Raw genomic sequence first — 18802 nt, 5'->3', positions numbered from 1 at the left:
GATCGAGCGTGGGATGTTTGAACCGGTGGATTCAAACATCCCACGCTCGATCTTGGCCCCTCAGTCGGTTCATTCGGTTCATGGGGAGCGGAAGCCTAGGGCTCGGACTAGACAGAGTGGTTCACTCGGGCCATGCCATTACATGATGAACACACCTTAGAGCGGCACCATGAACCCGAACTGACCTTCCACTGGTACCTGCCGCCCTTCGTCGACTCCCGTTACGTGGTCGGCGGCGGCCCCGGTGGTCGCGTCGCCGCCAACGGTCGCGACGGCCTGCCGGACCGCCCGGTCGACAGCCGTTACCTCACCCAACTCGCGCTGGCCGCCGAGCAGAATGGCTTCGACAGCGTGCTCATCCCGGTGGGCCTGTGGTGCGAGGACCCGTGGCTCATCGCCACCAGCCTGCTGGGCGTGACCGAGCGGCTGAAGTTCCTGGTCGCGGTGCGTCCGGGGCTGGCGACGGCGTTGAAGGAGGCGCAGTCGGTGGCCACCTTCCAGCGGCTGTCCGGCGATCGGCTGAACCTCAATGTCGTCACCGGTGGCGAGCCGGTGCAGCAGGCCGCCAGCGGGGATCGGCTGGACAAGGCGCAGCGCTATGAGCGCACCGCCGAGTACCTCGAGGTGTGGAAGCAGCTCTGGACCAGCGAGAACCAGATCGACTACGCAGGACGCCACGTCGACGTGCGCGGCGCACGTCTGCCGGTGCGTCCGGCGACGGTGCCGCCGGTGTACTTCTCCGGGTCGTCCCCGGAGGCGTTGCAGGTCGCCGCCGAGCACGCCGATACGTACCTGACCTGGGGGGAGCGTCCTGCCGAGGTGGGCGAGAAGTTGCGCGCCGTGCCGAAGGCGCGCGGCGGGCTGCGCGTCCACGTGATCGCCCGGGAAACCTCCGAGCAGGCGTGGGACGCTGCAGCACAGTTGCTCACCCACGTCTCGGAGGAGGACGTGCGCGCCGCGCAGGAGACCATCGCATCCTCGGAGTCGGAGAGCCAGCGGCGCATCGCCGAACTGCACGGGCGCGGAGCGTCCTTCCATCGCGGTGACGACGTACGCGCACTGCAGATCCACCCGGGCCTGTGGACGGGCGTGGGCCTGGTACGCGGCGGGGCGGGCACGGCGCTGGTGGGTTCCTATGAGGAGGTCGCTGACCTGGTCCTGGAGTATCAGCGTGAGGGGGTCACCGAGTTCGTGTTGTCGGGGTACCCGCACCTGGAGGAGACCTACCACGTGGGCGAGGGTGTGATCCCGGCGGTGCGTCGGCGCGGTGCCGCCGTGACACATCACGGCCCGGCGCTGGCAGAGCAGGCAGAGGTGAAAAGCGCATGACACGCAACACCAGCCTCACCGCCCTGACCGCTGTGGTCGCGTCGACCGCCCTGGCGGTCAGCGGCTGCAACGCCGTGTCCGACAGCGCCGGGGACGCCGACTACGACGAGACCGCCGCGATTTCCGATGTGGTCGACCCGGACACCGTCCTGCGCATCGGCGATCCGCGCACGCAGACGGCGCTGGAGGCGTCCGGCCTGATCGATGAGCTGGACTTCACCCCGGAGTGGGCGAATATCGACGGCGGGCCGAAAACGTTGGAGGCCTTCCGTGCCGACGCGCTGGACGTGGGCGCGGTCGCCGACATCCCGCCGCTGTTCGCCACGTGGACCAATGAGCCGGTGCGCATCGTCTCGGCGCGTCGGACCGTGGACCCGCTGGAGCACCCGACCTATGAGTTGGGTATCGCCCCCGGCGCGGACGTCGCCGATATCAAGGACCTGAAGGGTAAACGTATCGCCTACAGTCCTGGTCAGGCGCAGGGCGCGTTGGTGCTGCGCGTGCTGCAGGAGGCCGGGCTGAGCAAAGACGATGTGGATCTTGTGGAGCTGCAGAGCACCGATGACACCTTCGTCAACGTCATCGCCAAGGGCGAGGTGGACTTGGCCCCACTGGGCATCTCGCAGGCGCGGTCCTACCTGGCGAAATATGAGCAGGATGGGGCGTCCACCATCGCCCCGGGCGTGCCGGACGACCCCTGGCACCTCTACGTGCCGACGTCCACGCTGCAGGACGAGAAGAAGACCGCGGCGCTGAAGCAGTATGCGCAGGTGTGGGACAAGCTCAACCTGTGGATCAACGATCACCGCGAGGAGTACGCGCAGGCCTACCTCGTCGACCACGAGGGCTTGTCCGAGCAGGACGCCGCCTACGTCGTCGAGCGCCAGGGCGACTTCGCCGTGCCGGACACCTGGGACGACCTCATTGCCGAACACCAGCAGACCGCTGATCTGCTCTCCACGGAGCAGGACCACCCCGAGATCGACGTCGAGGACCTCTACGACCGTCGCTTCGAACCCGAGGAGTTGTCATCATGACCACCACACTGGAACCCACGACCTCCCCGCCTGTACAGGACGTTTCTGCGCAGGACGCACCGACGCAGGACGCACAGACGCAGGACGCGGCGCGCGCCGCGTCCGGCAGCACCGGCACAGATGTGCGCCCGGTGCGGCGCAGTTACGGCCCCGGGCGGGCCACACGCCGCGCGCGCGGCTCCGTCGGCGTCCTCGTCCTGCTGGCGGCGTGGGTCGTCGGCTCGGCGACGGGCCTGATCGACCCACGCATCCTCGCCGCCCCCTGGCAGGTGGCGAGTGCGTTCGGCGAGCTGGTGGCGTCCGGCCGTCTGCAGGAGTCGCTCGTGGCCTCGCTGACGCGTGCCGGCATCGGCATCGCCGCGGGCGTGGCCGCCGGTGTGACGCTGGCGCTGCTGGCCGGACTGTCGCGCTGGGGCGAGTCACTGATCGACGGCCCGGTGCAGGTCAAACGGTCGATCCCCACGCTGGCGCTCATGCCGCTGCTGATCCTGTGGTTCGGCATCGGTGAGGAAATGAAGATCACCACCATCGCCCTGGCCACGCTGATCCCGGTGTACATGAACACCTTCGACGGGCTGCGCTCGATCGACCGGCGGTTCGTGGAACTGGCCAGCACCCTGGAGTTGAGCCGGGTGGAGTTCCTGCGTCGGGTGATCCTGCCTGGCGCGCTGCCCGGGGTGATCCTGGGGCTGCGCTACGGGGTGACCGCGGGGCTGCTGGCCCTGGTCGTGGTGGAACAGGTGAATACGACCTCGGGGCTGGGGTACATGATCACCTTGGCGTCCAACTACGGGCAGACCGAGATCATCGTGGTGGGCCTGGTGGTCTACGCCGTGCTCGGCGTGGCCGCCGATGCACTGATCCGCACTATCGGAGGGAGGGCGCTGACATGGCGACGAACCATCAGCTGAGTGTCCGTAATCTGCACCGCACCTTCGACGGCACCCGCGATGTGCTCGCCGGGGTCGACCTGGACATCGCGCCGGGCGAGTTCGTGGCACTGCTGGGACGCAGCGGATCCGGCAAATCCACGCTGCTGCGTGCGCTGGCCGGGCTGGATGCCGATGTCGCCGGTCGCGGTGTCGTCGCCGTGCCGGAGCGGGTCTCGGTGGTGTTCCAGGACTCGCGCCTGGTGCCGTGGCTGCGCATCGCCGACAATGTGTCCCTCGGGTTGCCGTCCACCGGTGCCGCAGGGCGGGCGACCGAGAAAGCCGTGGCCGACGCCCTGGAGGAGGTCGGCCTGGCCGGGCGCGAACGTGCCTGGCCGGTGGAGTTGTCCGGTGGCGAGCAGCAGCGCGCCGCGCTGGCCCGTGCCCTGGTGCGCCAGCCGGAGTTGCTGCTGGCCGACGAGCCCTTCGGTGCGTTGGACGCGTTGACGAAGATTCGGATGCACGGCCTGCTGCGCGACCTGGTCGCCCGGCACCGACCGTCGGTCCTGATGATCACCCACGACGTGGACGAGGCGATCGCCCTGGCCGACCGGGTGGTGGTGCTGACTGACGGGCAACTGAGTCTTGATGTGCGCACGGACAGTACGGATGGCGATCTGCGTGAGCGCCTGCTGGAGGAGTTGGGGGTTGTGGCACACTCCTGACATGAGCACTTCTGCACAATCTGTGGCCGCGCTGATGCGCGCGAGGGCGGCGGACGGCCGGCTGCCCGGCGGTGTCGTCGCCGATGGGGAGGACGTGGCGGCCGTCGGCGTGCAGGACCTGGCGTCCGGCACGCCGGTCACGCCGGACACCCTCTTCTTCTGGGACTCCCTCGGCAAACCCGTCATCGCGGCGGTGGCGTTGACCTTCGTCGCCGAGGGGCTGCTTGACCTGGACACCCCGGTGACGCGCTGGATACCGGAACTCGCCAATCCGCGCGTGCTCGTCGACGCCACCGGCTCCCTGGAGCACACGGTGGACTGCAACCGTGAGGCCACGGTGGAGGACCTGCTCACCCTGCGCGGTGGGCTGGGCTACATCCCGGATTTCGAGGCTCCCTACAGCGTCCGGCTGTTCGCTGACCTGCAGGAAGGCCACCACGGGGAGGTGTCGCGTGAGCAGTACCTCGCTGCCGCCGCGGCGATGCCTTTGGCGCACCAGCCGGGGCAGGGGTGGACGTATAACACCGGGGCCACGCTGCTCGGTCTGCTCGTCGAGCGCGTCGGCGGGGCCTCACTCGAAGAACTGACCGCTACCCGTGTGCTGAGACCGCTGGGTATGGACGATACGACGTGGTGGGTGGACGCCGCGCGTCGTCCGCGCTTCGCCTCCCGCTACGTGGATTCGGCGGAAGGCATTCGTCTGGTGGACGCTGCGGACGGCGTGCACGCCGCACCGCCGTCGTTCGCAGACGGGGCGGGTGCGTTGATCGGCCCGGTGGGTGACTGGGTGCGTTTCGCCCGGATGCTCGCCGGCGGTGGGGAACTCGATGGGGTGCGGGTGCTGCCGAAGGAACTGGTCACCGCGATGATGACGGATCATCTCGACGACGCCCAGCGGGCGATGGGTGGCTTCTTCCTCACCGACATGGACGGTCAGGGCTGGGGCTACGGAGGCAGCGTGCGCCCGGACGGCTCCTATGGGTGGGCCGGTTCGGCCGGCACGTGGGGGCGGGTGGACCCGGTCACCGGTGAGGTGCTGGTGGTGTTCACCCAGTTGGCGCTACATGGCCCGCAGGGTTCGGCCCTGTTCGACGAGGTCGAGCAGGTGTGGGGCGCACGCTAGAGCCAACAACCGGTCACGGCCGGGGCTTGCCCTCGATCCAGTAGGCGACCCAGTCGACGAAGGCGGTGTCCACGCCCCAGTCGTCCACGGCCACACCGCGCACGGCCTTGGTCATGCCGACCTCCCCGCTGGCCCACACGTACTGGGCGGCGGTGCACGGGTGCGAGATCGAGGCGGCTTCGTGCAGGTGCCGGGTCACGGCCTCGGCCTCCATGCCGGGGGAGGTGTAGATGATCTGCAGCGAGGCGACCTTCTCCGACCAGTCCTCGGCGATCCCGCCCTCCAGGTCCTCGGGGGAGTGGGCGACGATAACCAGGTGGTAGCGGTGCAGGTCGTCCGGGTGGTGATCGGCGGTGAACTCCAGGATCGTCAGCAACGCCGGCACGGCCGAGGGGTCGGCGACGAAGAGCGGACGCTCGGCGTGCCGGATCCAGATCGCATTGCACAGCCACACTCCGGCGGTCGCTCCGGGGGAGACCTCGCTGACCCAGGTGGCACCGGGGCCGGGGTGGTCGTCGTGCATGACCACGTCCACGTCGATCTCGCCAACGTCCTGGCGCAGGTGGCGTACCGTGTACCAGCGCAGACCGGGCCGGACGTCCTCCTCGATGTCGGCGACGGCGGCGCGGATATTGCGTCCGGCGGTGTCGAAGGGCTCGAAGTCGCGTCCGTCCTGCGGCATGAGCAGGCCGAAGAACTCGTCCGGGCCGGTGAGTTCCAGCTCCCGGAAGTCCGGGGAGGCCAAGGTGAGCCGGCGCAGGTTCGGGGCGATGAGTTCATTGGCGGACACGGTGACCGCGATGAGCCGACCGCCGAAGTCGTCGGCGGGTTCGGTGCCCTCGGAGGCGTCGCGGCGCGGGTGCTCGCGCAGCTGGATGTCGCGGACGGCGGTGGCGGGTGTGGTGGCCATGGATGTGGTGTTCCTTATTCTCTTACGGTGTTTATATGGTGTCGGCGAGGTGGTCGCCGGTCTCCGGCGGGGCGGAGGGGACGATGAGCGGCCCGCCGACGACGGGGTCCTCGATGACGACGGCGTCCAGATTGAAGACGTCGGCCAGCAGTTCGGAGGTGATGATCTCACCGGGGCTACCGGTGGCCTCTATGGCACCGTTGCGCATCACCACGAGGTGGTCGGAGTAGCGCACGGCGAGGTTGAGGTCGTGCAGGACCATCACCACCGTACGGTCCAGGCGTCGCTTGAGTTCGCGGACCAGGTCGAGGACCTCGATGGAGTGCGAGAGGTCGAGGTAGGTGGTCGGCTCGTCGAGGAAGAGCACCTCGGTCTGCTGGGCCAGGACCATGGAGATCCACACGCGCTGGCGCTGCCCGCCGGACAGGGAGTCCACGGGACGGTCGGCGAGGTTGGCCACCGAGGTCATCTCGAGGGCGGCCATGACCTCATCCTCATCGGTGGAGGACCACTGGCGGATCCAGCTCTGGTGCGGGTGACGGCCGCGGGCGACGAGGTCGGAGACGATCAGCCCGGGAGGCGACAGCGGGGACTGCGGCAGCACGCTGATGACCTTCGCCAGGTCCTTGCGCTTCATCGAGCCGATGTCGGTCTCGTCGAGGAAAACGTCGCCGGTGCGCGAGGGCAGCAGGCGGGACAGGGAGCGCAGCAGCGTGGACTTGCCGCAGCCATTGGGCCCGATGATGGTGGTCACCTTGCCGCCGGGGATGTTCAGCGACAGGTCGCTGATGATCGGGTCGGCTTTGCCGTAGCCGACGGTGAGGCCGGAGGCGCTGATGGTGTTGGTCTGGAGACTCTTCTGGGTACTCATTCGGTGGAGGCCCTCCGGTTGTTCTGGATGAGGAGGTAGATCAGGAACAGGCCGCCGACGGCGGAGGTCAGCAGTCCGACGGGCAGTTCGACGGGGAGGATCGACTGCGTGGCCATGTCGGCGAGGATCAGCAGGCAGGAGCCGAACAGGCCGGACGCCAGCAGCGGCGGGGTGGAGCGTCCGCACAGTCGTTGCGCGATCTGCGGGGAGACGAAGGCGACGAAGCCGATGGGGCCGGCGGCGGAGACCGCGACGGCGGCCAGCGCGACGGAGAACACCAGCAGCGCGACCTGCACGCCGGTGACGTTCTGGCCCAGCGAGCGGGCGACGTCCGGCCCCAAAATGCTGGCCATGAGCTGGAAGGAGATCCAGGCGAACACCGGCACACCGATGAGCACCACGAGGATCACCGGCATGGCGCGCGTCCAGTTGGAGGCGTTCAGCGAGCCGGACAGCCACATCTGTGCGGTGGTGGCGTCGCGCAGGTCCGCGCGTGTCATCAGGAAGGAGATATAGGCCATCAGCAGCGCGGAGATGATGATGCCGGAGAGCACCAGGCGGAAGGGGTCCATGCCGCGCTGGTAGGCGAGCAGCCAGATGGCCACACCGGTGAGCAGGCCGCCGATCAGGGCGGCGACGGGGATGCCGACGCCGGAGAGCCAGCCGACCAGACCGCCGGACGCTCCGCCGCCGAGCACGATGATCGTTACGGCCATGGCGGAGGCGCCGGTGGTGATACCGAGGATATCGGGGCTGGCCAGAGCGTTGCGGGTGACGGACTGCGTCAGCGCGCCGGAGAGCCCCAGGGCGGCGCCGACGACGATGGCGGTCACCGAGCGGGGCATGCGCCAGTCGAAGACCACGAGTTCCTCGATGCGGGAGGGCTCTACGATCATGTCGCGCAGGCCGGTGAGGTGCAGGGCGTCGAAGAGGCGGGAGCCGATGACCTCGGCCACGCGGATCGGGGTCAGCGGGTAGTCGCCGAGGCAGATGGACACCAGCAGCAAGAGGACGACGCCGACGGCGAGGGTCGCCGAGACGGCGAACTGCCGGGGACGCCAGACCATCGATAGTGCCCCGAGGCGGAAGGCAGGACGCCCGGGGACGCTGCCCTCGTGGACGTAGGTGCGCTTGGCGCGCTTGCGCGTGTCGGCGTTCTGGGTCATAGCTGCACGACCTTCCTGCGCACGAGCATGTAGATGAACAGCGGGGCACCGACGAAGGCCAGCACGATGCCGACCTGGAGCTCACCGGGGCGGGCGACGAGGCGTCCGAGCACGTCGGCGTAGAGCAGCAGGGTGGCACCGCCGAGCGCGGAGTACGGCAGGATCCACCGGTAGTCCGGCCCGGTGATGGAGCGCACCAGGTGGGGGACGACGAGTCCGAGGAAGGCGATGGGGCCGGCGGCGGCGGTGGCGGCCGCGGCGAGCAGGGCGATGATCACCATGCCCATGAGGCGGGCGAGCTTGGTGTTCACGCCGAGGGCGGTGGCTACGTCGTCGCCGAGGTTGAGGAGGTTGAGCTGCGGGCCGGTAGCGAAGGCGAGGATCAGGCCGACGATGATGATCGGCAGCACGCCCCAGAAGATCGTCATGTCACGTCCGGCGACGGAACCGACGGTCCAGAAGCGCATCCGGTCGAGGTTGTTCTCATCGGTGAGGACGAAGGCACTGATGATGGCCTGCAGGACGGCGTTCATCGCGGCGCCGCCGAGGATGAGGGTCAAGGGGTGGACGTTGCCGCCGCCGACGGAGGCGAGTCCGAAGACGGCGCAGGTGGCGATCAGTGCACCGCCGAAGGCCCAGGCGGCGGTGGCGCCGGTGCTGGAGACGTTGAAGACCGCGAAGCTAACGACGACGGCGAGGGCGGCACCCGAGGAGATACCGAGGATGCCGGGGTCGGCCAGCGGGTTTCTGGTGTGTCCCTGGATCAGGGCACCGGCGACACCGAGTCCGGCACCAACGATGATGCCGATGAGGGTCCGGGGGAAGCGGAGTTCGGCGATGACCTGGAGATCGGGGTCGGTGATCTCGTCGGCGCGCAGCGCGGAGGGCAGCTGGCGCAGGGAGTCCAGCATCACATCGGTGGGGATGACGCGGGAGCCGTAGGCGAGGCTGAGGACGAAGCCGACGACGAGCAGGACGGTGAGGCCGAGGAGGCCGAGGAGCCGGCGTCTGCGAAGTCGGGAGGTGGCGGATGGGCCGGGTGGCGCGGCAACATCGGTGGTTCCCGTCGTCATCGGGCCCCTTTCACTCGTCGGAACGAGCGTGGAGGCATGGTTCGACCCCTGCATCCACGCTCGAGGATAGGTTCACCTTAGATCTTGGGTGAGCTATTCCGCAATGGATGCAGGGGTCGGGGGCGACCAGCGGGGAGTACCCGCCGGGGTCTCCTTAGATGACCAGGCTGCCCAGGCCGATGGCGGCGGAGATGAGGCTGATCACGGTGGTGATGTTGCTGACGCCGTTGGCCCAGTCGCCGTCTTCCCCGGTCACGAAGGAGCCGAGGATGCCCTCGTCGCCGAAGATGTCCGCGAGGAATGCCTCGATGTCGATGTCGGAGGAGCCCGAGAGGGAACCTTCGCTGGAGCCCTCGCCGGAGCCCTCGGAGGAGCCGTCGCCGAGGGAGGAGGTGATCGAGCTGAGATCGCTGGACTCGGTCTCGCTGGAGGTGGAGAAGGAGCCGGTGGGCAGGCTGCCTTCCTGCGCGGTGGCGATACCGGTGCCGGCGATCGCGAGGGTGGCGGCGGTGGCGCCGGCGAGCAGAGACTTCTTGAGCTTCATGGGGATTCCTCTTGTGTCAGTGTCCAGCTACGCCAGGTGGTGTAGCTGACGTGTTCGTTCCGCCTCTTATCATGTTGTATAGAGGAAGAAAGGTCCACAGCTAGATCTTATTGTGCCCCGATCGGGTGTAGTTGGACTGGGCTGACATGCAAAAACACCCCGCCGGAGGGGGCGGGGTGTTAAGCGGTCGGCTGTTTTTCGCTTAGTCGAGCTGGCTCTCGATGAAACCGCGGCTGTTCTCGACGACACCCTGGAAAGCATCAGATGCGTCGACGACGGCGACGTAAGCACCGGCGAGGGTGGCGACGGCTGCGCCACCGGCGGCAAGGCTGACGAGGGCCTCAGAGGCCTTGTCGTAGTCGAACTGTCCGTCGGTCCAGGAGCCGAGGGCATCGGCGCCGGTGACGGAGCCCAGGACGTCGCGCTCGTTCGAGAGCTCGGCCGACGGAGCGGTCGGGGCGCTGCCGGACTCGTCGTTGGAGGCCGAGCTTCCCGTGCTGCCGGTCTCGTCAGGCAGGTCCTCCTGTGCGGAGGCGATACCGGTGCTGGCGATCGCCAGGGTGGCGGCGGTGGCGGCGGTCAGGAGAGTCTTACGGGTCTTCATGCTTGTTTCGCTCCTCTTGAGGATCGGTGGTGAGGGGGACAAAGCAGAACGTAGCATGAACGATTTTCTCCGGGTAGGGATATATTCGCACTGGTCAAAGTGAAATACAGGGGAGGGTATCGGTGTGTGGGGCGGCCTTGTGGCGTCCATGTCGGCAGGGGGATACGGGGCAGGGTACGAGAGCGTCGGCGGTGACGGGCGGGATCGTTGGCGTAGGGAGAGGGGGTATGTCCTGAAGTGTCGGTATGGAGAAGGACGCTGAGAGGATGTACCTGTGTCGAGGGTGCTGGCCCTCGTTTGGGGGTGCAGGCATGTGAAACGGCCCCGACCGTGTGGTCGGGGCCGTTCAGCTTCTTCTGACCCCTCTATGGGGCTGTCTACCGCGTGGGCGGTGTCAGATCAGAAGGGGAGGGCGGGGAGGTTGCCGGAGATGTCCTCGACCATGTCCTGGAAGTCCTGGACGGCGGAGTAGATGGCCGGAGCGGCACCGATCGAACCGGCAACGGCGGCACCGGTCACGGCAACGGCACCGAGTGCATTGAGCGCCTGCTCGATCGTGGCTGATTCTCCACCCTCCGGGACGGAGCCGAAGATCTGTGAGCCTTCGGTCGACAGCGCTTCGCCGTCGAAGGAGCCTTCCACGGAGCCAGCTCCGGCGTCGGGAAGGTCGCCTCCGTCGGCGGCGGAAGCGATGCCGGTGCCGGCGATGGCGAGGGTGGTGGCGGTGGCTGCGGCGAGCAGGCTCTTCTTGATGGTCATGAAAGTGTGTTTCCTCACTGAACTGGGGTGTCCGTCCGGAGCGTCAGGTCTCCGATCGGGGGCGGAGGTCCCGCCGTTCGGGAGAAAAGTTACCAGCGCGACGCGCGCTTGTCGCGGGGTAAAACAGTTTCATTAGCCCTACGTTCTATCCTGAAATGTAATTGGAGGCTTACCTGAGTCCACGGCATTACGCCCCTGGGTATGCGTCCGATGAGTTCTAAATCATCGAAATGTGGCATCACGCCGAGGTGCCAACAGGCTTGCTGGCGCTGTGAAACTACTGGTAGGCGACTGGATGGCGGTGTTATGAACGGTGCGTGTGGACTGGGTGGTGCAGGGGCACCGCGGTGGCGAGAATGGGTGAATGTGACGTAATTCGCCCCTGTGGGAAAAGTGAGCCAAACACAGATTGAGCCGTTACTGTGACGTACCCCATAGGGTAATTTACGGGGGTACTTTCGTCGTAATGCGCGGACCGCGACCGTCGCGGACGTAGACAGGTTTGGCTCGTGGCGGTGCTGGTGGCATACTTGAGCGGTTGCCTGTGGTCCATAGGTCGCTCTGGTGTGCTTCGCGCGTACCGGATCGCCGACCGGCTGGACCACGAAGAGGCACGGACCGCGCACGTGAGGGTCGGTAATCCCACGTGCACAGAACTACTAGGTCTACAAGGAGACTAGAAGTGATTCAGCAGGAATCGCGTCTGAAGGTCGCCGATAACACCGGAGCCCGGGAAATCCTGGTCATCCGCGTGCTCGGCGGCTCCACCCGACGCTCCGGCGGTATCGGCGACGTTGTCGTCGCCACCGTCAAGGAAGCAACCCCCGGCGGAAACGTGAAGTCCGGTGACATCGTCAAGGCTGTCATCGTGCGCACCAAGAAGGAGACCCGTCGTCCGGACGGCTCCTACATCAAGTTTGATGAGAACGCTGCCGTTCTCATCAAGGGTGTCGACAACGCCGACCCCCGCGGTACCCGCATCTTCGGGCCGGTCGCCCGTGAGCTGCGCGACAAGCGCTTCATGCGCATCGTTTCTCTCGCACCGGAGGTGATCTAACCCATGAAGATTCATAAGGGCGATACCGTCCTGGTCATCTCGGGTCCGGACAAGGGCGCAAAGGGTCGGGTCATCGAGGCCTTCCCGCAGCGCGACAAGGTCCTGGTCGAGGGCGTTAACCGCATCAAGAAGCACGTCGTGAACTCCGCACCCGAGCGTGGTGCTGAGTCCGAGGGCATCGTCACCCAGGAGGCCCCCATCCACGTGTCCAACGTGATGGTCCTCGACGCTGACGGCGAGCCCACCCGCGTCGGCTTCCGCTTCGATGAGGACGGCAAGAAGATCCGCATCTCCCGCCGCACCGGGAAGGACATCTGATGAGCGACAACTACACCCCCCGTCTCAAGACCCGCTACCGCGGTGAGATCCGGGAGAACCTGAACAACGAGTTCAACTTCGACAACGTCATGCAGATCCCCGGCGTGACCAAGGTCGTCGTGAACATGGGTGTCGGCGAGGCTGCCCGCGACTCCAAGCTGATCAACGGTGCCATCAAGGACCTCACCCTGATCACCGGTCAGAAGCCGCAGATCCGCCAGGCCAAGAAGGCGATCTCGAACTTCAAGCTGCGTGAGGGCATGCCCATCGGCGCCCGCGTCACCCTGCGTGGCGACCGCATGTGGGAGTTCCTCGACCGCCTGCTGACCGTGGCCCTGCCCCGAATCCGCGACTTCCGCGGTCTCTCGGACCAGCAGTTCGACGGCAACGGTAACTACACCTTCGGTCTCAACGAGCAGTCCATGTTCTACGAGATCGACGTCGACTCCATCGACCGTCCCCGCGGTATGAACATCACCGTGGTGACCACCGCCACCAACAACGAGGAAGGCCGCGCGCTGCTGCGCGAGCTGGGCTTCCCGTTCGAGGCCGGCCAGAACGCCGAGAAGTAGTCTTCCGGCCGCGTCGAGTTCTTCTCGACGCCACTGACGCCGTTCCGTCCTGCCGATCCGGCTGGACGGGACGGCGTTTTCTGTGTTGTTTTCAGGTGGGCACTCCTGGCCTTTGCCCGCGAGCCCGTGGTGGCGCTGGGGAAGTGCGAGTGCCGGAGCAATTCGCATGATTCGCTAGTTGAGGTTCTTGGCGGCAATTCAGTCTGGGGTGGGCGCGTCACTGTATCCGAAGCGGCGGCGGAAAATCCGGGCTGGTATCTCGTCGTTGCAGGTTACTCGTTCGTGTTCTACGTGCTGTTTCGGACATTAAAGGCTGGCCTGGGATGGGGAGTTGCCTTCGGATTCTGGACGGTGGCCGGCGCGGCACTGACAGCCGTCCTCGGGTTGGCGGTCTACGGCGGCCCGATGACGGCGGCGAAATCCGTGGGGACATTGCTGGTGGAGATCGGTGTTTGCAGCGCACCTCACAGCAGGCCGAGGAAAAGATCTACCGATTGCCTGGCTGCTTCTGACCGTCGCTGTCGTCTTTGAAGTGGCTTCGCGGTTTGCCTCCGGATGTCCGTCACTGGATCCCCGACTGGTGCGGCCTCGTCGCCGCCGGCTAGGTTCTAGCGTTCACTTCACTGGCAATGGGCTTGGGGGCACGGGATGGGAATTCGCATAGCGTACGGCAGAAAGTTCCTCGGGTGAGGCGGTGTCAGGCGTGGTGACGGTGGCCCGGAGTGCTTTCTCGGGGCCCGGTCATCCGCGCCCCGCTCATCGGCGAGGTCAGAGGAGCAAGTGCCCGTCGTCATCCAGGAGCAGTGTGGCATCCTGCATTGTCGGCACGGCGACCGATCTGGCGTCGATATAGTCGGTGACGAGCCAACGCAGTTCCCCGGGGAATTGTCGGAGGAACTAAGACCGGCGGTATTGCCGTGCAAGGGCGAGTTTCGTTACGGGTCGCGTGCTGAGGTAGGACGGACCAGTAGCTGGAGAAAACTCTACCCGTCGGTGGGCGTCTTCCGCGGCGCTTTCTCTGTGGCCACTAACTCTGAGCTTGCGGCGAACTCTGTCTCGATCTCCTCATTGCGTTGGTAGGTTATGAGGCTCACAGCCATCGTGGTGACGAGTGCGAGGATAAAGGCCGGGAGTAGTTCATATAGGCCCGTATCGAGGGCATTCCATCCGAACACGCTCGCTGCGCCGACGATCATCCCTGCGAGCGCGCCCCAGTTCGTGAGCTTCCTCCAGAGAAGACTGAGGAGAACAATCGGACCGAATGCGGCTCCGAAACCTGCCCATGCGAAACTGACTAGGCCGAGAATCGTGTCACTGGGCGAAAGTGCCAGCACTGCGGCCACTGCCGCAATCACCAGAACACCTACCCGTCCGTAGACGAGGAGCGTATGGTCGGGCGGCGGGTTCTTCCTCGCAACCTTGAAGAGGTCTTCGATGAGAGCCGAGGAGGTCACGATCAATTGGCTCGACATCGTGCTCATGATCGCGGCGAGAACAGCAGCCAGGATGAATCCAGCCACCAGCGGGTGCAGCAGTGTTTGAGCCAGAACAAGGACCACGGTTTCAGGGTTGTCAAGACTTCCGCCGGAGTGCGTGAAATAGGCGAGGCCGATGATTCCGGAAAGGATCGAGCCGAGCATTAGGACATATGTCCAGCCAACCGCAATATGGCGACCTCGCCGCGCATCCGCGGAGCTCCGAAGTGCCATGAATCGGACTAGGATGTGCGGCTGTCCGATATAACCCAGCCCCCACGCTAGACCAGAGACAATGGTTAGGATGGTGGCCGTACTCAGCCCCTCACCGACGAGGGAAAAGTAGGATGGATCGATATCATTCACGGTGGAGGTGACCTCGCCTATTCCGCCGACAGCGAAGAGCGCAGCGACAGGGACGGCAATTAGGGCGAGGACCATCATGATTCCCTGCACGACGTCCGTCCATGACGCGGCGAGGAATCCACCCACGAGCGTGTAGAGAATAGTCACGCCCGAGACTATGAGCATCCCGACCATGTAGTTCCCGCCCAATGAGCCCTCGACGAAGACTCCGCCGGCGACCATTCCCGATGACACGTACAAGGTGAAGAAGACCAGGACAATTACCCCGGCGACGATCCGGAGGATGCGGGTCTTGTCGCGGGTTCTGTTCTCGAAGAAACTCGGTAGGGTGATCGAGTTCTTAGAAACCTGACTGTAGGCGCGTAGCCGGGGAGCTATGACTTTCCAGTTGACATAGACCCCGATACCGAGCCCTACCGCAATCCATGCTTCGACCAGACCGCCGAGGTAGACCGCACCTGGAAGCCCCATCATGATCCATCCGGAAGAGTCGGATGCTCCCGAGCTCAGGGCGGCAACCCACGGTGGTAAAGCACGGCCACCGACCATATAGTCCTCGTGTCCTGTGGTCTTCCTGTAGGCGGCGTAGCCGATCAACAGCATGATAACGAGATAGATGGCGATGGCTGTGTAAATCAGAGTCTGGTCGGACACTGGCTTCTCCTTTGTCCGGTGGTGTGGGGACGGACGGTGGTGGGGAGGTGTCGAGACGGCATAACGCCCGTCAGGACCGATTAATATGCGGCCATCCAGCCACCATCGACGACTAGAGTGTGCCCGGTGACCCAGGATGACTCGCGGGAAGCCAGGAAGACGACGGCTCCTGCGAGGTCCTCGGGTTCTCCCACTCTCCCGAGGGGGATCTTGGTCTGCACTAGCTCTTCTTCGCCCGCGGTGTCGGGGATAAGGCCTTCGATCATCGAAGTGTGGATGTAACCAGGTGCTATTGCATTCACCCGGATCCCGTACTGTGCCCATTCATAGGCGAAATTGCCGGTGACGTGTTCAATGGCGGCCTTGGATGAGTCGTAGACGGATGACTGGGGTCCGTCGACAGTGAGGGCTCCGATTGATGCGATGTTGATAATGCTGCCGCCGCCCCGCGTTCGCATCAAGCGCGCCGCGGTTTGTGCAACAAAGTAGGCTCCACGCGAGTTAACGCTGAAAGTGCGGTCGTAGTCTTCCTCGGTAGCCTCAAGTGCGGAACGACGGAAGGACACCCCGGCGTTGTTGAGAAGAATCGACGGCACTTTTCCGTTGATTTCAAGATGCTCGAAGGCGGACCGGATCTGTGAGACGTCGCGGACATCCATCGGGAGAGATGTCGCTGTGAATCCTTCCGCGCACAACGTTTCGGCAGCGGTTCTACTGGTATTGGTGTCGTGGTCTGAGACGATGACTTCGGCACCGACCGAGGCGAGTGCGCGGGCTTGCGCGAGTCCGAGGCCTCGTGCGGCACCGGTGACTAGTGCGATTTCTCCGGTGAGGTTAAACATGTTTTCTCCTCAAATCAGGCTTTCCACGACGTGGGGGATGCCGTTCGCAGTAGTGGAGTGATAGTCCCCGATCTGCAGCTCGGCACCGAGAACTTCGAGAACTTCGAGCTTCTCGCCGTCGAGAATGTTGTTGGCGATGTCCACCTTGCCGATGGTTACCTTCGCCTGTCCGAGCCGCCGGCTCTTGGGAATGTAGTCGACGGACGGGTCGCGTGACACGACATCGAGGATGTCGAAACTGCTTCCGTTCTTCTGTGGGACTCCACGCACCTGGTACTGCGGATAGATAGCGAGATGGTCCCACTTTTCGTCACGGACTGAGTCATCGAATGTGACATCGACGGAGAAGACCTCGGTGTCGTAGTCGGTGACTTCGGCATGAATACCCTCGGTAGTCTCGGCGTACTCGACGCGGGCGAAGGCTTTCGGATAGCCCCAGGTTTCGCGGCCCATCGCTACGGACGCGTGTTGGTCTTCGTACTCGAAATAATAGGTTCCACCCTTCTCACCGTTGAATGTGATTGGGAGGATGATGCTGGCGTCAGCCCACCCAGGGCCGTCGGAGAAGTCCCCGACCCCCAGAATGAAGATGTCATCCTGCAACTCGAACGGAAGAAAACCTGATAGACGCTCGAGTTGAGCTCGGTCGCCGCGGCAGTAGACCCACAGCTGGTGAAGATCCTTAACGGAGTAGGTGCTGTTTCCCGGCATCATGCCGGTATAGGTCAGGAGGTTGTTGATCTGGTAGCTCATGGTGCTGTTCTCCAAAGGGGTAGCGCGCACGGAGGGTGATGGCGTCAGGCGAGCGAGTCGAGCACTTCGGGTGTCCCGTGTTCGGGCGTCGATGCGAAGTCCGTAACCAAGTATTCGCCGCCGAGTACCTCAAGGACCTCAAGGCCTCCGGGACCGAGGATGTCGGAACCGATGTCCACGCGACTTAGGTTCGCCGATGCACGGCCGAGTCGTCGCTGTTTGACTACGTTGTTCGCCGCCGTATTCCGCATTGATATGTCGAACTGTGAATAGGACGGGCCGTCGAGCTGCGGAACGGCGCGTGCCTGCAGCGTGGGGGCAAATACCGTCTCGGCCCATCCTTCGCCGGTGACTCGGTGGTCAAACTCCACGGCGATGTCGAGGATCGGGGTCTCGTAGCTCCAGATTTTTCCTCGTGCGCCGCTGTCGTCGACGTCCATGGAGAACTTGGCGTATCGCTTGGGATAGCCCCAGAGCTCTCGACCGGCTGCCGTGCTCCAGTGTTCATCCTCGAATTCGAAGAAGTAGGTGCCTGCAGCGCGACCGTTGTAGGAGATTGGCAGGATCACCCCGCCGTCGAAGTAGCTGCCTTGGGTCATCGTGCAGTTCGCGAAGTCAGCAATGGTAACGACAAAGATGTCGCTTTCCATAGTAAAAGGGGTCAGGTGAACGAGGTCCTGCAGCTGTTCCCGGTTCCCCCTGCAGTAAACATTGATCGTTGCAAGGTCAGGGCACTCATACTGTTGGTCGCCGGGGTCGAAGCCGAGGAACGTGAAGAATCTGTGCGGGTCGAATTGTCCTTGCATGGTGTCGTTCCTCCTGCAGCGTGATGGTGGTGGCAGGTAAGAGCCGTGAGTACGGCTCGTGACCTACTGCAAAGACTAACATTTCAGTAGTTGGATCACCAGTATTTTTCGCTATGAACGCTCTTGTCGGGGCCAGGTCAGGCCTGCGCGGGCCTAAAGGTCCAGGTCGCGAACCATAGAGAGGGCAGATTCGGTGTCAGCGTGCACGTGTTGCCTCATTGCCTGCTCAGCAGCGCCACCGTCCCGGTCACGGATCGCCTGCACTATCTCGCGGTAGATGCTGGCGTCGTATCTGGACAGCGAGAACGTCTGGGCCCGGTGGCAGTAATGCCAGATTCTCAGCGCATGGGCAAAGTGTCGTTCAAGGTCAGGGATGAGGCTGGGGTTGTGGGTCTCGCGGTAGATTATCCGGTGCAGAGCACTGTCAAGATCGGTGAACTTCATGAGTGTGGGAAGTTCGTCCTCGTCAGCATTCTCCGAGAGGTTCTCCATCATCCCCACGTGGGTGAGCATCTCGGAATGGGCGGCGGATGAACTTCGCTTAGCGGCGAGCCGGGCGGCGAACCCCTCGAGCTCTTCGCGTATCTCAAGCTCCCATTTCACGGAGCTGAGTCCGATCTCGGTGGTAAGTGTGCCTCGGCGTGGAAGTATCATCACGAGCCCGTCGTACTCCAACCGACGTAGTGCCTGTCGGACGGGGGAGAGGCCCATGCCGAGGTTCAGGCTGAGTTCTTTCTCGTTGAGAGTCGTGAGCGGGGGGTAGTCGAGATGGACGATTCTCTGCCAGATCTCCTGATAGGCGCGTTTCCCGAGAGTGTCATCGGCGTTCGCCACAGGTATTCCTCCGCTAGGGTCAGTCGCAATGGGGAAGATTCGTCGGCACGTATCGGCGAACTACATGTCAGACTAGCATTTCAGTTTGGTGTCAGAGTGCCGTCGACCCATCGTC

At 64.6% G+C, this 18802-nt stretch carries 21 protein-coding genes; 9 read left to right on the top strand and 12 right to left on the bottom strand.

Translation table 11 applies throughout. The features are described from left to right. Positions 1-132: 132 nt before the first annotated feature. Genes ACT3SZ_RS00560 through ACT3SZ_RS00540 form a run of 5 tightly spaced genes read left to right on the top strand, consistent with a single transcriptional unit; the run spans position 133 to position 5083 of the window. Positions 133-1329 (top strand): LLM class flavin-dependent oxidoreductase, encoded by a 1197-nt coding sequence (locus ACT3SZ_RS00560; RefSeq protein WP_444615880.1) that lies wholly within the window; start codon positions 133-135, stop codon positions 1327-1329. Continuing rightward, entirely contained in the window at positions 1326-2366 is a 1041-nt protein-coding gene (locus ACT3SZ_RS00555) for an ABC transporter substrate-binding protein (protein ID WP_444615878.1), read from the top strand. The genes ACT3SZ_RS00560 and ACT3SZ_RS00555 overlap by 4 nt, the downstream gene beginning before the upstream one ends. Continuing rightward, on the top strand, positions 2363-3277 hold the full coding sequence (locus ACT3SZ_RS00550) for an ABC transporter permease (RefSeq protein WP_444615876.1): 915 nt from the start codon (positions 2363-2365) through the stop codon (positions 3275-3277). The genes ACT3SZ_RS00555 and ACT3SZ_RS00550 overlap by 4 nt, the downstream gene beginning before the upstream one ends. Then, positions 3256-3960: an ABC transporter ATP-binding protein gene (locus ACT3SZ_RS00545; protein ID WP_444615874.1), complete on the top strand. Its 705-nt coding sequence runs from the start codon at positions 3256-3258 to the stop codon at positions 3958-3960. The genes ACT3SZ_RS00550 and ACT3SZ_RS00545 overlap by 22 nt, the downstream gene beginning before the upstream one ends. A gap of 1 nt (position 3961) precedes the next feature. Beyond that, positions 3962-5083 carry a serine hydrolase domain-containing protein gene (locus ACT3SZ_RS00540; protein WP_444615872.1) on the top strand — a complete coding sequence of 374 codons (1122 nt, stop codon included), beginning with the start codon at positions 3962-3964 and terminating at the stop codon, positions 5081-5083. Between the two features lie 13 nt (positions 5084-5096). On the opposite strand, the gene ACT3SZ_RS00535 is transcribed toward ACT3SZ_RS00540, so the two are convergent. The 7 genes from ACT3SZ_RS00535 to ACT3SZ_RS00505 all read right to left on the bottom strand — a co-directional run bounded on the left by ACT3SZ_RS00535 (position 5097) and on the right by ACT3SZ_RS00505 (position 11010). Further along, complete coding sequence (locus ACT3SZ_RS00535) at positions 5097-5993, bottom strand: siderophore-interacting protein (RefSeq protein ID WP_444615871.1); 897 nt, start codon at positions 5991-5993, stop codon at positions 5097-5099. Between the two features lie 31 nt (positions 5994-6024). After that, on the bottom strand, positions 6025-6864 hold the full coding sequence (locus ACT3SZ_RS00530; RefSeq protein WP_444615869.1) for an ABC transporter ATP-binding protein: 840 nt from the start codon (positions 6862-6864) through the stop codon (positions 6025-6027). After that, positions 6861-8030 carry a FecCD family ABC transporter permease gene (locus ACT3SZ_RS00525; protein WP_444615867.1) on the bottom strand — a complete coding sequence of 390 codons (1170 nt, stop codon included), beginning with the start codon at positions 8028-8030 and terminating at the stop codon, positions 6861-6863. The genes ACT3SZ_RS00530 and ACT3SZ_RS00525 overlap by 4 nt, the downstream gene beginning before the upstream one ends. After that, positions 8027-9103 carry a FecCD family ABC transporter permease gene (locus ACT3SZ_RS00520; protein WP_444615865.1) on the bottom strand — a complete coding sequence of 359 codons (1077 nt, stop codon included), beginning with the start codon at positions 9101-9103 and terminating at the stop codon, positions 8027-8029. The genes ACT3SZ_RS00525 and ACT3SZ_RS00520 overlap by 4 nt, the downstream gene beginning before the upstream one ends. Positions 9104-9257: 154 nt before the next feature. Further along, positions 9258-9647 carry a hypothetical protein gene (locus tag ACT3SZ_RS00515; protein ID WP_444615863.1) on the bottom strand — a complete coding sequence of 130 codons (390 nt, stop codon included), beginning with the start codon at positions 9645-9647 and terminating at the stop codon, positions 9258-9260. Between the two features lie 202 nt (positions 9648-9849). After that, positions 9850-10251 (bottom strand): hypothetical protein, encoded by a 402-nt coding sequence (locus tag ACT3SZ_RS00510; protein ID WP_444615861.1) that lies wholly within the window; start codon positions 10249-10251, stop codon positions 9850-9852. Between the two features lie 399 nt (positions 10252-10650). Continuing rightward, on the bottom strand, positions 10651-11010 hold the full coding sequence (locus ACT3SZ_RS00505) for a hypothetical protein (RefSeq protein WP_444615859.1): 360 nt from the start codon (positions 11008-11010) through the stop codon (positions 10651-10653). A gap of 682 nt (positions 11011-11692) precedes the next feature. On the opposite strand from ACT3SZ_RS00505, the gene rplN reads away from it, so the two are divergent. From rplN to ACT3SZ_RS00485, 4 genes are all read left to right on the top strand, one after another. Beyond that, positions 11693-12067 carry a 50S ribosomal protein L14 gene (gene rplN / locus ACT3SZ_RS00500; protein ID WP_444615858.1) on the top strand — a complete coding sequence of 125 codons (375 nt, stop codon included), beginning with the start codon at positions 11693-11695 and terminating at the stop codon, positions 12065-12067. 3 nt (positions 12068-12070) lie between these two features. Next, positions 12071-12385, top strand: coding sequence for a 50S ribosomal protein L24 (gene rplX / locus ACT3SZ_RS00495; protein WP_301442353.1), 315 nt, complete (start codon positions 12071-12073; stop codon positions 12383-12385). Next, positions 12385-12957, top strand: a complete 573-nt coding sequence (gene rplE / locus ACT3SZ_RS00490; RefSeq protein WP_444615856.1) for a 50S ribosomal protein L5 — start codon at positions 12385-12387, stop codon at positions 12955-12957. Before rplX ends, rplE begins: the two co-directional genes overlap by 1 nt. A 126-nt stretch (positions 12958-13083) precedes the next feature. Next, positions 13084-13488 (top strand): DMT family transporter, encoded by a 405-nt coding sequence (locus tag ACT3SZ_RS00485; RefSeq protein ID WP_444615854.1) that lies wholly within the window; start codon positions 13084-13086, stop codon positions 13486-13488. Between the two features lie 452 nt (positions 13489-13940). Here ACT3SZ_RS00485 and putP read toward each other — a convergent pair whose 3' ends face one another. From putP to ACT3SZ_RS00460, 5 genes are all read right to left on the bottom strand, one after another. Continuing rightward, positions 13941-15452, bottom strand: coding sequence for a sodium/proline symporter PutP (gene putP / locus ACT3SZ_RS00480; RefSeq protein WP_444615852.1), 1512 nt, complete (start codon positions 15450-15452; stop codon positions 13941-13943). 80 nt (positions 15453-15532) lie between these two features. Continuing rightward, positions 15533-16294 carry an SDR family NAD(P)-dependent oxidoreductase gene (locus tag ACT3SZ_RS00475; protein WP_444615851.1) on the bottom strand — a complete coding sequence of 254 codons (762 nt, stop codon included), beginning with the start codon at positions 16292-16294 and terminating at the stop codon, positions 15533-15535. A 9-nt stretch (positions 16295-16303) separates the two neighbouring features. Continuing rightward, a complete protein-coding gene (locus ACT3SZ_RS00470) occupies positions 16304-17047 on the bottom strand; it encodes an acetoacetate decarboxylase family protein (protein ID WP_444615850.1) in 744 nt (247 codons plus the stop codon). A gap of 44 nt (positions 17048-17091) precedes the next feature. Next, positions 17092-17853 carry an acetoacetate decarboxylase family protein gene (locus tag ACT3SZ_RS00465; RefSeq protein WP_444615848.1) on the bottom strand — a complete coding sequence of 254 codons (762 nt, stop codon included), beginning with the start codon at positions 17851-17853 and terminating at the stop codon, positions 17092-17094. A gap of 153 nt (positions 17854-18006) precedes the next feature. After that, positions 18007-18687: a GntR family transcriptional regulator gene (locus ACT3SZ_RS00460; RefSeq protein WP_444615846.1), complete on the bottom strand. Its 681-nt coding sequence runs from the start codon at positions 18685-18687 to the stop codon at positions 18007-18009. Positions 18688-18802: the final 115 nt, after the last annotated feature.

Source organism: Corynebacterium sp. AOP40-9SA-29 (genome assembly GCF_052377405.1).
Lineage (GTDB): Bacteria > Actinomycetota > Actinomycetes > Mycobacteriales > Mycobacteriaceae > Corynebacterium.
The sequence above is the reverse complement of the archived record's forward strand: the minus strand, read 5'-3'. Positions and strand labels throughout refer to the sequence as shown.